The sequence below is a fragment of the Pedobacter ginsenosidimutans genome, assembly GCF_001442625.1.
GTDB classification, from domain to species: domain Bacteria; phylum Bacteroidota; class Bacteroidia; order Sphingobacteriales; family Sphingobacteriaceae; genus Pedobacter; species Pedobacter ginsenosidimutans.
The window spans coordinates 68764-83604 of the sequence record NZ_LMZQ01000004.1 but is presented as its reverse complement, the minus strand read 5'-3'; the positions used below and the strand labels follow the sequence as shown (position 1 = coordinate 83604).

Genomic DNA, 14841 nt, shown 5'->3' with positions numbered 1-14841 from the left:
TTCGCTTAACAGATTAACCAATTTAAAACAATTAAGCAATAGAACAATTTGCTGTTTGCTTCAGTTAACCGGTTAATCAATTTAAACAGTTAACCAACCTTCATAATAATTATCTCCCTCACTACTTACTTGATACTAAAAACCTTATCTTTGCAAAAGTTTTTATCTGCTAAGAAATTATACATTGACTCTAGCCAAATTTACCAGTATCTATTTCATTTTTGTAGGCCTTTTAATAGGTTTAATTGCCGTTTTACCTTTCGTATTTCCTGATAAACAATTGTTTGTAAACAATTTTTGGGTGATGTTTGGCTTTTTGGCCGGCATAACTTACGTGGCTTATATGCTTGTTGATATCGGTATAAAACGTGATCCGGAAGTAGGCATTATGGCGATTATGGGATCGATTGCAGTGAAGATGATTTTTTGTATGGCTTTTGTGTTGATTTACAGTATAAAAGCGAAGGGAATTGGGCTTGTATTTCTGCTTAATTTTTTTTCTTTATATTTATTGTTTACGGCCTTTGAAATTTACTGTTTGTTACGTAACTTGCGCCACCAAAATTTAAAGTAAAAAACTGCCAATAAATGGATTGTAACCAAGTTTTTGTGTCGAAAGTTAAAAGACTAATTGTTGTTTTTACGCTTTTAATCGCGTTTTTATCTATCAAAATTGATACTTTCGCCCAGGTTGATAGCGCTGTTGTTCCTGTTGATAGTCTTGTAGCCGGATCTGCCGAAGCAGTTTCTGGTGAGCATGGCGCTGCTAAGCATGGTGAAGAAAAATTCGAGCCAACTAAAGTGATCATGGAGCACATTGCCGATTCGCATATGTGGCACCTTTGGGGGCATACTTCATTGCCTCTTCCGGTAATTTTATATACGGCTAACGGTTTAGAGGTTTTCTCTTCTGGTCACTTTCATCATGGTGAGCATGATTATAACGGTAAATACAATAACTATCGCTTAGAGGAAGATCATATTAAAGTGGTTGGTGCTGATGGAAAAATAGATGAGGAAGCAAGTAAATCCATTTTAGATTTCTCGATTACTAAAAACGTTGCTGCAATGTTTTTGGCCATTTTGATTATTCTTATTGTTTTTATCTCAGTAGCTAATGCATATAAAAAACGTGTGGGTAAAGCACCAAAGGGTTTGCAATCTTTTATAGAGCCAATTATTGTTTTTGTGAGAGATGATATTGCTAAGCCAAACATCGGTCACAAATACGCAAAGTTTATGCCTTATCTACTAACCGTATTCTTTTTTATCTGGTTTAATAACCTTTTAGGTCTGGTGCCAGTTTTTGGGGCAAACGTTACGGGTAATATTGCCTTGACTTTTGTAATGGCATTGGGTACTATGATTATCGTTAATATTAATGGTAACAAATATTACTGGAAACATATTTTTAGACCTGATGTGCCTTGGTGGTTGTATCCAATTATGATTCCAGTTGAATTGATCGGTATCATTTCGAAGCCTTTTGCATTGATGATTCGTTTGTTCGCGAACATTACAGCTGGCCACATTATTGTATTAAGTTTAATATCCTTAATTTTTATTTTCGAAACATTGGCTATTGCCCCGGTTTCAGTTGCATTCGTATTGTTTATGGATGTGTTAGAATTGTTGGTGGCATTTTTACAGGCCTTTATTTTTACATTATTAACTGCCTTGTTTATTGGTATGGCAGTAGAAGAGCATCATTAATAGAAAACTATTTTTTACAAATTAATATAAATAAATTAGTTATGGTAGGTTCAATCGCGGCAATTGGTGCCGGTTTAGCAGTAATCGGTGCAGGTATCGGTATCGGTCAAGTAGGTGGTAAAGCAATGGAAGGTATTGCTCGTCAACCAGAAGCTGCATCAAAAATTCAGACTGCAATGATTATCGCTGCTGCCCTTATCGAGGGTGCTGCTTTATTCGGTGTGGTAGTTGCATTATTAGGAAACAACCCTCAGTAATTCACCTGAAAAAATTAGGTTGGGTATTTAACGATTGGTTATTTACCCAATCTTATTAAAGAGATTAAGATTAAAAAAATTAGATAAAATGGATTTAGTAACCCCAAGCATAGGATTAATTTTTTGGACTGGAATATCGTTCATCTGCTTATTGATATTACTTAGAAAATTTGCATGGAAACCTATTTTAGGTGCTATTCACGAACGTGAGCAAAGCATTGATGAGGCGCTTAACAAAGCTGAATTAGCCAAACAAGAAATGGCTCGTTTAACCAGCCAAAATCAAGATTTGATGCAACAAGCTCGCGCAGAACGTGATGAGATTTTAAAGGAAGCTAAAACTTTAAAAGATGGTATTTTAAACGAAGCTAAAAAACAAGCTCAGGTTGAAGGTGCTAAATTGATCGAGAAAGCTAAAATCGAAATCGAGAACCAAAAGAAAGCAGCTTTGGCTGAAGTTAAAGACCAGGTTTCTTCATTATCATTAGAAATTGCAGAACGCGTTTTACGTACGCAATTGGATGATAAAGCAAAACAAGAAACTTTAGTAGCTAACTTGTTAAAAGACGTTGAATTAAACTAGTTTTGAGAAAATAGATTTGAGACATTAGATATTAGATTTGAGATTGGTTCTCACGTCTCACATCTCACATCTCACATCTCACACCTAAGAATATGTCAGAAATTAAAGTTGCAAGCAGATACGCCAAATCATTAATAGACCTAGCTGTTGAAAACAATGCGCTAGAGGCTTCTTATAATGATATGGTTTTGTTTGAGAAAGTGGTTGATGAAACCCCTGAACTAGAAGCAATATTAAAAAACCCGATTGTACCTTTAGATAAAAAGACGGGTATTTTGAACGGTATTTTTGCTGATAAAGTAAGTAAGCTAACCATCTCGTTTTTCAAGATTGTAGTAAACAAAGGCCGTTCGGCGATTTTATTTGCCACTGCTAAACAGTTCGTTCAACAATATAACTTAATTAAGGGTATTGTTACTGCTGATGTAACTACTGCAAGTGCACTAAGCCCTGCAGCTAAAGAGCAGATTATTGCGATTGTTAAAAGAGAATTAAACGCCAACCAGGTTATTGTTAACGAAAAAATTAACGAAAAATTAATTGGTGGTTTTATATTAAAAGTTGGTGATAAGCAATTTGATGCAAGTATTGCCAGCGGTTTAAGTAAACTAAAAAAAGAATTTGCGCAGTAAGCGCGAGGCGATAAGCGTATAGCGGAAAACGCCGTGCGCCAAACGCCAAACAAAACAGTATTGCGATAAGCGGATGGCGAATAAATGCCAAGCGCCATGCGCTAAGCACTAAACATTTACAAAAAGATATAAAGTAAAATTATGGTAGAGGTAAGACCAGACGAAGTATCGGCAATTATCAGACAGCAATTGGCGGGCTTCAAATCAGAAACCGAACTGGAAGAAGTTGGTACCGTGTTGCAAGTGGGCGACGGTATTGCCCGTGTTTACGGTTTAACTAAAGTTCAATCGGGAGAATTAGTTGAATTTGCAAACGGCCTACAAGGTATTGTATTAAACCTTGAAGAAGATAACGTTGGTGTGGTACTTTTAGGTGCTTCAGACGAGATCAAAGAAGGTGATACGATTAAACGTACCAAAAAAATTGCCTCTATTAAAGTTGGTGAAGGTATGCTTGGCCGCGTAGTGAACACTTTAGGTGAGCCTTTAGATGGTAAAGGACCAATCTTAGGTGAAACTTACGAAATGCCTTTAGAGCGTAAAGCACCAGGTGTAATTTATCGTCAGCCGGTAAATGAGCCTTTACAAACTGGTATTAAAGCAATTGATGCGATGATTCCAATCGGTCGTGGTCAACGTGAGTTGGTTATTGGCGATCGTCAGATTGGTAAAACTGCCGTTTGTATCGATACCATTATCAACCAAAAAGAATTTTATGAAGCAGGCCAGCCTGTGTTCTGTATTTATGTTGCTATCGGTCAGAAAAACTCTACTGTAGCTAACATTGTACGTACATTAGAAGAAAATGGCGCTTTACCATATACAGTTGTTGTTGCTGCTTCGGCTGCAGATCCTGCTCCAATGCAGTTCTATGCGCCGTTTGCAGGTGCTGCAATTGGTGAGTTTTTCCGCGATACAGGTAGACCAGCTTTAATTGTTTATGATGATTTATCTAAACAAGCTGTAGCTTACCGTGAGGTATCTTTATTACTTCGTCGTCCACCGGGCCGTGAAGCTTATCCAGGTGACGTTTTTTACTTACACAGTCGTTTGTTAGAAAGAGCCGCGAAAATCAACTCTAACGATGATATCGCAAAAGCGATGAACGATTTACCTGAATCGATTAAACATATCGTTAAAGGCGGTGGTTCATTAACAGCTTTACCGATTATCGAAACTCAGGCAGGTGACGTATCAGCATATATCCCAACCAACGTAATTTCGATTACTGATGGTCAGATCTTCTTGGAATCGAACTTATTCAACTCAGGTATCCGTCCGGCAATTAACGTAGGTATTTCGGTATCACGTGTGGGTGGTAATGCGCAGATCAAATCGATGAAAAAAGTAGCGGGTACTTTAAAATTAGATCAGGCTCAATACCGCGAGTTAGAGGCTTTCTCTAAATTCGGTTCTGATTTAGATGCTGCAACGAAATCGGTTTTAGATAAAGGTGCACGTAACGTACAAATGTTAAAACAAGCTCAGTTTACACCTTTTACAGTTGAGAAACAGGTAGCTATCGTTTATGCAGGTACTAAAAACTTAATGCGTAGCGTACCGGTTGATAAAGTAAAAGAATTCGAAACTGAATATTTAACGCAATTGGAATTACGTCATCCAGAAACTTTAGCGGCATTAAAAGCTGGTAAATTTGACGATACCATCACTGGTGTTTTAGATACAGTAGCAAAAGAGATTTCAAGTAAATACTAATTAGATACAAGTAATGAGTATCAAGTATCAAGACAGATAAACGAATCCATTCTTGATACTTGACACTTAATACTCGATACTTAAAAAATGGCTAATTTAAAAGAAGTAAGAAACCGGATTGCATCGGTACAATCAACGCAGCAGATTACCAAGGCTATGAAAATGGTTTCGGCAGCTAAGTTGAAACGTGCTACTAATGCAATTATCGCTTTACGTCCTTATGCAACTAAACTGAAAGAGATTTTAGGTAATCTATCAGCAAGTTTAGAAGGGTCTTCATCGCCTTTTATACAAGAGCGTGAACCTAATAAGGTTTTAATTGTAACAGTATCATCAAACCGCGGTTTGGCTGGTGCTTTTAACATGAACGTGATTAAAGCGGCGAACAATTTAATTGCTGAGAAATATAGCGAGCAGTTGAAAAACGGTAATGTAAGCATTATTTCTATCGGTAAGAAAACTCAGGATTTTTACGAAAAACGTAATTATAACGTAATTGGTAATAATAATGAGGTATACGCTGCCTTAACTTTCGAAAACATAACCAAAATTACCGATGTGATTATGGCCGGTTTTATTAAAGGTGAATTCGATAAAGTGGAGGTTGTTTACAATCGTTTTAAAAATGCAGCGGTTCAGTTTATTACAACTGAACAGTTGTTGCCTTTACCAAAAGCGGAAGAAACAAAGGTTGAAAGTAAAACAACCAATGTTGATTACATTCTAGAGCCTTCGCAAGAAGAGATTGTAGAACAGTTGATCCCTAAATCGGTTAAAATTCAGTTATATAAAGCTGTTTTAGATTCTCACGCTTCTGAGCATGGTGCACGTATGACCTCAATGGATAAAGCAACTGAAAATGCCGGCGAATTATTGAAAGCCTTAAAACTTTCATATAACCAGGCACGCCAGGCAGCAATTACAACTGAGTTAACTGAGATTGTAAGTGGTGCAGCAGCCTTGAACGGATAAGGCTTTAAAGTCTGGAGTCGGAAGTCTTTAGTCAATAGTCAAAATTATTTAAGCCCATTTCTTTATTGAAATGGGCTTTTTTATGCACTTAGAACTTTAAAATCCAAAATTATTATGTTTTTTAAAGATTATAATCCAAAATTATTATGTTTTTTATGGATTGTAATCCAAAATTATTATACTTTTGTATGTTAAATATTTGCTATGATCGTTAGGAAACAATTGGATTATGCCGTTTCAAGACTCTTTAAGGGTAAAGCATTTATTATATTTGGCCCAAGGCAAGTTGGCAAAACTACTTTCGTAGAGCAATTATTAGCAAAAGTAGATAAGAAGACATTATACCTTAATGGAGATGATACAGATGTAAGAGAAACCTTAGCCAAACCTAATGCAACACAGATTGCACAAATGCTCGGTAATTATGAGGTGCTCTTTATAGATGAGGCGCAACGCATAAGTGATGTAGGCTTATTAATTAAAATCATTGTAGATCGCTTTAAAAGCGTTCAGGTAATTGCTACAGGCTCGTCGGCTTTTGAGTTGTCGGGAAAGATTAACGAGCCGTTAACGGGTAGGAAATACGAAATGATGCTGTTGCCTTTTTCGTATGCGGAGTTGGTAAACAATACTGATTTCCTGACCGAAGAACGATCTTTAGCACAACGTTTGATTTATGGTGCTTATCCAGAAATTATTAACGACCCACAAAATGCAGAAGAGCATTTAAAATTACTTGCAGATAGTTATCTATATAAAGACCTATTTGCGCTCGAAGAAGTGAAAAAGCCATTGTTGTTCGAAAAAATTGTAAAGGCTTTAGCTTTGCAGATTGGGAGCGAAGTTAATTTCTCGGAACTTGCTCAGCTAGTAAAGGCTGATCAGAAAACAGTAGATAAATACATCAGCTTGCTTGAAAAATCTTTTGTGATTTTTACCTTACCAGCCTTTGCAGGCAATGTACGCAATGAAATTAAAAAGAATAAAAAAATCTATTTTTATGATACCGGTATTGTGAATGCAATTACCCGGAATTTTAATCCAATAGCCAATAGAAATGACGTTGGTGCATTGTTTGAAAATTATATGATTGCTGAGCGGATGAAGTTTTTGCATCAGCATCAAATGGAAGCTGATTGCTTTTTTTGGCGCACTACACAGCAGCAAGAAATAGACTATGTTGAAAAAACGAAAGAGAGGTTTTTAGCTGTTGAGTTTAAATGGAACGAAAGAGGTAAAAATAAAATTCCTGCAACTTTTACGCAGGCCTATCCAGAAGCAGAAACACTCATCTTATCAAAAGCCGATAGGGGAGGCTTTTTGAATGGTTAAAGTTTGGCAATAAAATAGAAAGCCCATTTCTTAATTGAAATGGGCTTTTTGTAGTTATTTTATTAATTATTTTAAGATGCTGAGTCTTAAATATCCATTTTCTATTTTTAATGGTTTCTTATTTTCATCGAAAACATTTAGATTGAATTTAGCTTCTAACAGATAATCCGATTTTCGTTTTTTTAAACTTATAATTTCAAATTTGGAATCCTTTTGATCAATTGGTGTAACAGATGCCTGTTTCCCTAAATCTGATTGACTATATGATTTAAATATGCCTTGTTGGTTGATTAATGTAAATGCAATTCCAGAAGTAGAATTGCTTCTATTAAACTCAGTTGAGTATCTATATGAACCAGGAGAAAATATATCTGTCTTGTTCTTTGGATAACTTAGATATCCGCCATTATTTTCATTGGTATATTCTGTTTCATTTTTGTTGTAGATTTTTATAAACGAAACTGCAATGTTGGTATAGGCTGCTCTAATACTATATTCTCTTACAAATAGTAGAGAATCTTTGTCTCCCACCAATAAATAATTAAAATTTTCGCCTGAAGTAATTTTAAGATTTGATTGTGTTACATAAGTCATGTTTTTATCAATACCAATAGCAGTATAGGATTTCCCATTAATAACATATGATGCTGAATCTTTAAGTAATTCTATTGAGTTTTTTGGCTCATTAACCGGGTTATCCTTCTTGCAGGCCGCAAAGAAAAATAGGGCAATAACTATCCCTAGTAAACTTTTGATTTTCATATTTTTGATTTTATTTGTGTGTGCCCAAAACTAATAAATTTCTATAACTAAAAAATTAATAGGTAAAATTATTTGCGATATGATTTAAATGATGTTTAAATGAATGCTGCATCACAGGAGTTTAATATCTTTGGGCATTAATTCCAAATCATGAAAAAACACCTACTCATCGTTATATCGTTTTTACTGCCGATTTTTGCTGCAGCCCAAAATCCTGCCCGTGATTACACCAATGCAGTGCTTTGGCAGCAAACTTCGGGCGAGTATAGGGCGTTATGCTTTCAGGCTTATAACTTTGCCCGTTTATCATTAAAGGAAGCTTTATGGGCTGATACCAGTAAGAAGCCAAATTGTGTAATTGTTGATATAGACGAGACGGTTTTAGACAATTCGGCTTTTCAGGGACATGAAATTAAAAAAGGACTGAGTTATGTGCCAGAAGATTGGACGGAATGGACAAGTTTAGCCCAGGCTGATACTGTTCCGGGGGCTTTGGCTTTTTTAAAGTTTGCAGCATCAAAGCATATCGAAACATTTTATGTGAGCAACCGTGATGAAAAGGATTATACCGCAACATTGAAAAATCTTCAACGCTTTGGCTTTCCATATGCAGATGATGCGCATTTAGTGGTTTCGAAAGGAACATCAAATAAAGAACCGCGCCGCCAAAAAATTACTGAAACGCATAATATTCTCTTGTTATGTGGCGATAATTTAAGCGATTTCAGCAATATTTTTTATCGCGAAAATAAAAATACCTTTGAACAGGTAAACACAAATCAGAACCTATTTGGCACAAAGTATATCGTGTTGCCAAACCCAATGTACGGCGATTGGGAAAAGCCTTTGTATCAGGGAGAAAAACTTAGTGATAAGGATAAAGCGAAACAAAGATTAGAACGATTAAAAAGTTATTAAGTTTTATAATTATTCAGCAATAAGTATTACTTTTGCAGCATCATAAAAATAAACATTATGGAGAACAACGAATTAAAGCACAATACAGAAAGTATGAAAACGGCTAACCAGCCAGGAATTTATAAATTAATGATTTTTGGTGTACTGGTTTGCATGGTGGGTACTTATGCACGTTTCGCTTATGATTCGTGGCAAGTATCTTTAGCATCCTGGATTGTTTTGTTCATCGGTGCAATTATTGCCATTAAAGGGGTATTCAAAATATTAGACGCATAAGCCAATTGCGATCAAGATATAAAAGCCGGTCATGTTCATTCATGATCGGCTTTTTTGTGAACAAACCTATCAGGTTTTAAAAGCCTGATAGGTTTAGCAATCCGCTTTACCTCATTGCGTTCGGTGCCCGCTCCTGTCAGGTTTAAATCACTTGGGCAAACCTTTCTATCCAAAACCAGACAGTTCTGCGGCTTTCGGTTTTTGCATTGTGACTGGCATTTTTGTTTTTGCATTTTTACTTTATGGAAATGTAGGCTATATAACATCTGTATATAAACAATTTGTTTTTTGGGTTACCTAAATCACTTTGTAGTATTAAGTGAAAAGAGCGTTACAAACCAACCCAAAACGCAAAACTTCTAATGGCCATTTGAAGCAGATATTTAAAATGATTAATTTTTTAGAACCACTGAATCATGAAAAGGAATATTATTGCTATAGCCATAGTTTTAACAATTTTTGGCTGCCAAAAATCGAATGAAAAGTATGCTAGCTCCGAAGTTATCGTCGCAAATGAATTAAGAATGCCCACAGATAGTACAGCTGTAGCTAAGATTATCAAAACTGCTGATATGCGTTTTAGGGTTAAAAATGTTCAAAGTACAAAAGAACAGCTTAGCAAAACCATTAAAGCCGAAGGGGGGACTGTTGCAGAGTTCTCCATCGAAAGCTCCATCCAGGAAACCGATAAAGTAAAACAATCTACCGATTCGTTAAAAGAAATTACCTCCTATCGTACACAGGGTTATCTGGTGGCAAAAGTTCCGTCGGAGAAACTGGATGAATTTACCAATACCATCGCAAAAATGGCGGTTTTTGTGGATAACCAATCAATGAAGATGGATGATCAAAGCATCGCCTATTTATCCAATAAGCTAAAAGCACAGAATCGGGTCGATGCGATTGAAAAGATTAATAAAGTAGCCTCGAAGAAAAGCGCTAATGTAGAATCTTCTCTTTACATCAAAGACGATTATGTAGACAAGAGAATTGAGAATATGCAAATCGATAGCCGTGTAAAATTCAGTACCATTACCCTTAATTTTTATCAGGATAATACCGTTAAAACGATGATTGTGGCCAATGACAATCTGTACGATTACCGTCCGGCATTTGCTAACAGACTTTGGTTGGGCATTGTAAATGGTTGGACAATTTTTAAAGAAATCATCATCGCAATTTCCAATTTATGGATGTTAATATTAGTAGGTATTGCAATCTTCTTCACTATAAAATACTTTATTCGTAAGAATAAATTAGCAATAGATGAAGCGACCAAAAGTTTAATCGATAATCACCCGAACAATTAAATTTATTTCATGTATTGGAATGCCAATAATAACCTGAAAATGAAAAAGGTCATATTTAATATCATGTTTTTTGGATTACTGACCTTTCTACTAGCATGCGAGGGGATTGTGGGAGGTGATGGTCATGTATATGACTCACAGACCAAACTTCCTTTAAAAGGAGTTAAAGTTGTACTTCAACTAGATGGTAATATTGCAGACAGTTGTTATTCTGATGAACAAGGTTTTTTTACAGGTAGCCGCTTTGTGGGGTGTGTACCAGACTGTCCAGATGCTAGAATTGTGCTAAGAAAAGATGGTTTTGATATGCTTGCAATTGACTTTGATGAATACCGGGAGAAAAACAACTATAATTCAGTTTCAAAAGATAGTCTAATCTTATATCTGACTCCCAATAAATAGGAAAGTATGGAGATTTAATGAAGATTACCCGTCGGTCGGTGGGACACCGGCCGACTATTTCTTGACTTTTGCAACCAAACCTTTAACCTTGGTTTTATTATCACTTACGAAAGATTCCCAGCCCGAATAGGTTTTAGATTTTCCACCGGAGGTAATTTTTTGAAAAGAATGGCAAACTGCAACAGCTAGACCATCTGTTGCATCTAAAAATTCTGGTGTTTCCTTGAAATTTAACAAACGTTGCAGCATCGCCGCCACTTGCTCTTTAGTGGCATTTCCGCTGCCGGTAATGGATTGTTTGATTTTACGCGGCGAATATTCAGTCACCGAGATATTTCTGGAGAGTGCAGCTGCAATGGCAATGCCCTGTGCGCGACCCAATTTTAATAACACCTGAATGTTTTTTCCATAAAACGGTGCTTCGATGGCCAAAACATCAGGTTTGTACTGATCGATTAAAACCACAGTCTTTTCGAATATACGTTGAAGTTTAAGGAATGGATCATCTAAATGGGTCATCTTTACCACCCCTAAACTGATCAGTTCTGTTTTATTTCCCTTCTCTAAAATTACGCCATAACCCATCACCGCTGTGCCTGGATCAATGCCCATAATAACCCGTTCCTTTTTTTCGTTCAACATTACAGCAATATTAAGCATATTTGCAAACTAAAAAGATAATCTTGACAGGCAAGAACAAAAAAATATTATCAATCTTCATCAAAGCTGCAATCGTAATATTTGCTTTTTGGTTTATTTACCATAAACTCGTTGCGAATAAAAACCTGCACGATTTTAGTACATTATTAAAAAATATCCCTCAAACAGAAATTATTACGGTAATTGGTATCGTGGTATTGTTGATGTTTGTGAATTGGTTTTTGGAGGCGGGAAAATGGAAATACCTCATGAGCCACATCGAGCCTATCAGTTTTTATCGCGCTATCGAATCGGTATTTTGCGGATTAACATTGGCCATTTTCACACCCAACAGGCTAGGAGAGTATGGAGGAAGGGTATTTTTCCTATCACCTAAAAGAAGGATTGTGGGTATAGTGGCCATGAGTGTTGGCAGCATTGGTCAACTGGTATTAACGAATGTTTTTGGAGCCATTGCCGCCTGTTTTTTTGTTTATCGTTTTATCCCGATCGATCATGTGCTGTTTATCGCAGTAGTATTTCTGGCGGTATTTTTCTGTCTGTTTTTCCTGATCTTCTACTTTAATATCCGATGGTTAAATGGGATTTTGCTCTCTATTAAATTCACAAGGAAATACAAGAAGTTTTACAGCATTTTAGGCCGTTACCGAAAAAGAGAGCTGTTCAAAATCATCATTTATTGTTTTGCCCGTTATCTGGTATTTAGCTCGCAATATTTCATTCTGTTTATCTGGTTAATACCAGGGTTGCATTATGCAGATATCATTATGATGACCTGTTTGCTCTTTTTGGTACAATCGGCATTACCTTCACTTGATCTTTTTGATGTGGGTATCAGGAGTGTTACCGCTGTTGAATTATTTAAACACGTAACTGACCAACATGTGGCTGTTATTGCATGTACTGCAAGTATTTGGCTCATAAATATTATAATTCCTGCTATCTTAGGAACTTATTTCGTTTTTAAACTCAATTTTTTTGGAAATCTTAAATCTAATTAGTCTAGTATCTGCTGCTTTAACCTTAATCTATGGTTTTTTAGTCCTTAATTTTATCAGAGGATGGCATAACCTGGTTTATTTTACTCCGCAAAAATCCGATCCACAAACCAAAGTTTCTATCATTGTTGCCGCAAGGGATGAGGAAGCTAATATTACTAAAACCATCGATGACCTTGTTGCACAGCAGTACCCTAAGGTTTTAACTGAAATTATTATTATCGACGACCATTCTACCGATCGTACGGCAGAAATTGTGTTGAGTTATGCAGACCGGAATGTGAAACTGATCAAACTGAATGAAGATAGGGCGTTGAATTCATACAAAAAAAAGGCTATACAAACTGCAATAGGAACTTGTTCTGGCGATCTGATTATCACCACCGATGCCGATTGCAGAATGGGTGTAGATTGGCTCGCTACTATTGTAAACCTATATGAGCAGAAAAATTATAAAATGATCTCCTCTCCGGTAGCCTATTTCCAGGAGAAAAGTTTCTTTGAGCGCCTGCAATCGTTAGAATTTCTATACCTGATCGGTTTGGGGGCCTCTACTATTGGCAATAAGGAACCCTCAACCTGTAATGGAGCAAATTTGGCTTACGAGAAAACAACCTTTTATGAAGTTGGTGGCTTTCAGGGCATAGATGATCTGGCTTCGGGCGATGACGAGCTACTGTTGCATAAAATTGCTGCCAAGTACCCTGATCAGATCGGTTTTCTCAAAAATAGAGAAGCCATTGTGTATACGCATGCAAAAGAAACCTTGGGCGCATTTATTCAGCAACGGAAACGTTGGGCTTCGAAAAGTACCCGTTATAAAAATAAGGCCATTATCGTATTAGGGGTTCTGATTTGGATCTTTAACCTCACTATTCTGGCAAACTTTATTACAGGGCTTTTTATTCCAGGTTTTTTGACCATCACATTTTATCAACTATTGGTTAAAATGGTTTTAGAAACCTTATTTTTATGGGATGTAACCGGCTTTGCCAAAAGGCGCAGTTTACTCATTTTGATCCCTGTTTTAAATGTGCTGCACGTACTTTATATGGTTTACATCGGCATTGCTGGAAACAGTGGAAAATACAATTGGAAAGGCAGAATGGTTAGATAATGGATAATAGCCCATCAAAAAAAGTATGGTTAAAGTTTAAACGGAATAAATTTGCCTTCGGCGGATTTGTCTTTATTTTACTTTTGATGGTTATGGGTATTTTGGGTTATTTAATTATGCCCGATGATTCTCCAAATGCGAATGTTCAGATTCTCCAGTTAAACAAAAAGAAACCCGGAAGTAGATTTACGTTTTTAATTGTCAGTAGGAACCCGAAAGTAGAAAAGCTTAACTTTTTCGAAAGAATGTTAAACGGGCAAACATCAACGTTTAAAGGCATCCCGATTACTTCTTATAAGATAAAAGGTAAAGATGTTCTTGTACAGGAATATATTGGCGAGGATGAAAAAGCCAAGGAAACCAGATACGAACTGAAAGATTTGTGTCCAAGTTGTGTTTTACCTTCAAAAACAGGAACACCACAAGCTCTTTTCAAAGAAAATAACATCTATACACGCACGTATATTTTGGGCACAGATATTTACGGACGTGATTTATTAAGCCGGTTGATTTTAGGTATCAGAGTTTCGTTATCTGTAGGTTTAATGGCCGTTCTAATCTCTCTTTTTATTGGCGTGAGTTTAGGAGCCATTGCTGGCTATTTTGGTGGTCGCGTAGATGCAGCCATCAGTTGGTTTATGAATGTAGTTTGGTCATTACCCTCCTTACTGCTGGTAATTGCCATATCATTCGCTTTAGGCAAGGGTTTCTGGCAGATTTTTATTGCGGTAGGCTTGTCAACCTGGGTAGATGTAGCAAGGTTAGTACGCGGGCAGGTAATGGCTTTAAAAGAAGTCGAATTTGTGGAGGCCGCAAGAGCTTTGGGTTTTAGTACGAGCAGAACCATTATCAGACATATATTACCAAACATCGCGGGGCCAATTTTGGTTGTTGCCTCATCTAATTTTGCCTCAGCCATATTGCTGGAAACAGGGTTAAGCTTTTTGGGCTTTGGCGCTCAACCACCTATGCCAAGCTGGGGGAGCATGATTAAAGAACATTATGGATATATTATTATGGATGCAGCCTACTTAGCGGTTTTGCCCGGTTTAGCCATTATGTTTACGGTTTATGCCTTTAATGTGCTGGCCATAGGCTTACGTGATGCATTTGATGTAAAAGGGCAGAATGTAACCGTTTAATCATTATCATAAAAAAAAGCAGTACCAATTACGATACTGCTTACCCTTAAA

17 protein-coding genes are annotated in these 14841 nt (G+C 36.6%); 15 read left to right on the top strand and 2 right to left on the bottom strand.

The features are described from left to right. Positions 1-184: 184 nt before the first annotated feature. The 8 genes from ASU31_RS07450 (at position 185) to ASU31_RS07415 (ending at position 7205) form a co-directional block, all read left to right on the top strand. The gene (locus tag ASU31_RS07450) at positions 185-574 is read left to right on the top strand and encodes a hypothetical protein (protein WP_057931745.1); all 390 of its coding nucleotides are present in this window, start codon (positions 185-187) and stop codon (positions 572-574) included. Between the two features lie 14 nt (positions 575-588). Then, positions 589-1713 carry a F0F1 ATP synthase subunit A gene (gene atpB, locus ASU31_RS07445; RefSeq protein WP_057931744.1) on the top strand — a complete coding sequence of 375 codons (1125 nt, stop codon included), beginning with the start codon at positions 589-591 and terminating at the stop codon, positions 1711-1713. A gap of 41 nt (positions 1714-1754) precedes the next feature. Then, positions 1755-1970, top strand: a complete 216-nt coding sequence (atpE, locus tag ASU31_RS07440; protein WP_056087863.1) for an ATP synthase F0 subunit C — start codon at positions 1755-1757, stop codon at positions 1968-1970. Between the two features lie 88 nt (positions 1971-2058). Next, positions 2059-2553: a F0F1 ATP synthase subunit B gene (locus ASU31_RS07435; protein ID WP_057931912.1), complete on the top strand. Its 495-nt coding sequence runs from the start codon at positions 2059-2061 to the stop codon at positions 2551-2553. Between the two features lie 92 nt (positions 2554-2645). Continuing rightward, positions 2646-3185: an ATP synthase F1 subunit delta gene (gene atpH / locus ASU31_RS07430; protein ID WP_057931743.1), complete on the top strand. Its 540-nt coding sequence runs from the start codon at positions 2646-2648 to the stop codon at positions 3183-3185. 141 nt (positions 3186-3326) lie between these two features. Next, positions 3327-4901 carry a F0F1 ATP synthase subunit alpha gene (atpA, locus tag ASU31_RS07425; RefSeq protein ID WP_029279568.1) on the top strand — a complete coding sequence of 525 codons (1575 nt, stop codon included), beginning with the start codon at positions 3327-3329 and terminating at the stop codon, positions 4899-4901. 87 nt (positions 4902-4988) lie between these two features. Then, positions 4989-5873 carry an ATP synthase F1 subunit gamma gene (gene atpG / locus ASU31_RS07420; RefSeq protein ID WP_057931742.1) on the top strand — a complete coding sequence of 295 codons (885 nt, stop codon included), beginning with the start codon at positions 4989-4991 and terminating at the stop codon, positions 5871-5873. A 204-nt stretch (positions 5874-6077) separates the two neighbouring features. Further along, positions 6078-7205 (top strand): ATP-binding protein, encoded by a 1128-nt coding sequence (locus ASU31_RS07415; protein WP_057931741.1) that lies wholly within the window; start codon positions 6078-6080, stop codon positions 7203-7205. A 66-nt stretch (positions 7206-7271) separates the two neighbouring features. On the opposite strand, the gene ASU31_RS07410 is transcribed toward ASU31_RS07415, so the two are convergent. Continuing rightward, entirely contained in the window at positions 7272-7967 is a 696-nt protein-coding gene (locus ASU31_RS07410; protein ID WP_057931740.1) for a hypothetical protein, read from the bottom strand. A gap of 150 nt (positions 7968-8117) precedes the next feature. Between ASU31_RS07410 and ASU31_RS07405 the strand changes: the two genes are divergently transcribed. The 4 genes from ASU31_RS07405 (at position 8118) to ASU31_RS07390 (ending at position 10873) form a co-directional block, all read left to right on the top strand. Next, positions 8118-8885 carry a 5'-nucleotidase, lipoprotein e(P4) family gene (locus ASU31_RS07405; RefSeq protein ID WP_057931739.1) on the top strand — a complete coding sequence of 256 codons (768 nt, stop codon included), beginning with the start codon at positions 8118-8120 and terminating at the stop codon, positions 8883-8885. 57 nt (positions 8886-8942) lie between these two features. After that, complete coding sequence (locus ASU31_RS07400; protein ID WP_029278686.1) at positions 8943-9161, top strand: hypothetical protein; 219 nt, start codon at positions 8943-8945, stop codon at positions 9159-9161. Between the two features lie 416 nt (positions 9162-9577). Continuing rightward, the gene (locus ASU31_RS07395) at positions 9578-10471 is read left to right on the top strand and encodes a DUF4349 domain-containing protein (RefSeq protein ID WP_057931738.1); all 894 of its coding nucleotides are present in this window, start codon (positions 9578-9580) and stop codon (positions 10469-10471) included. Positions 10472-10480: 9 nt separating this feature from the next. Then, a complete protein-coding gene (locus tag ASU31_RS07390; protein WP_057931737.1) occupies positions 10481-10873 on the top strand; it encodes a hypothetical protein in 393 nt (130 codons plus the stop codon). A gap of 54 nt (positions 10874-10927) precedes the next feature. Here ASU31_RS07390 and ruvC read toward each other — a convergent pair whose 3' ends face one another. Next, a complete protein-coding gene (ruvC, locus tag ASU31_RS07385) occupies positions 10928-11515 on the bottom strand; it encodes a crossover junction endodeoxyribonuclease RuvC (protein ID WP_057931911.1) in 588 nt (195 codons plus the stop codon). Between the two features lie 41 nt (positions 11516-11556). Between ruvC and ASU31_RS07380 the strand changes: the two genes are divergently transcribed. The 3 genes from ASU31_RS07380 to ASU31_RS07370 are packed head-to-tail and all read left to right on the top strand — an operon-like array spanning position 11557 to position 14790. After that, positions 11557-12534 (top strand): lysylphosphatidylglycerol synthase domain-containing protein, encoded by a 978-nt coding sequence (locus tag ASU31_RS07380; RefSeq protein ID WP_057931736.1) that lies wholly within the window; start codon positions 11557-11559, stop codon positions 12532-12534. Next, a complete protein-coding gene (locus ASU31_RS07375) occupies positions 12512-13648 on the top strand; it encodes a glycosyltransferase family 2 protein (RefSeq protein ID WP_083505305.1) in 1137 nt (378 codons plus the stop codon). Before ASU31_RS07380 ends, ASU31_RS07375 begins: the two co-directional genes overlap by 23 nt. Next, positions 13648-14790 (top strand): ABC transporter permease, encoded by a 1143-nt coding sequence (locus ASU31_RS07370; RefSeq protein WP_057931735.1) that lies wholly within the window; start codon positions 13648-13650, stop codon positions 14788-14790. Before ASU31_RS07375 ends, ASU31_RS07370 begins: the two co-directional genes overlap by 1 nt. Positions 14791-14841: the final 51 nt, after the last annotated feature.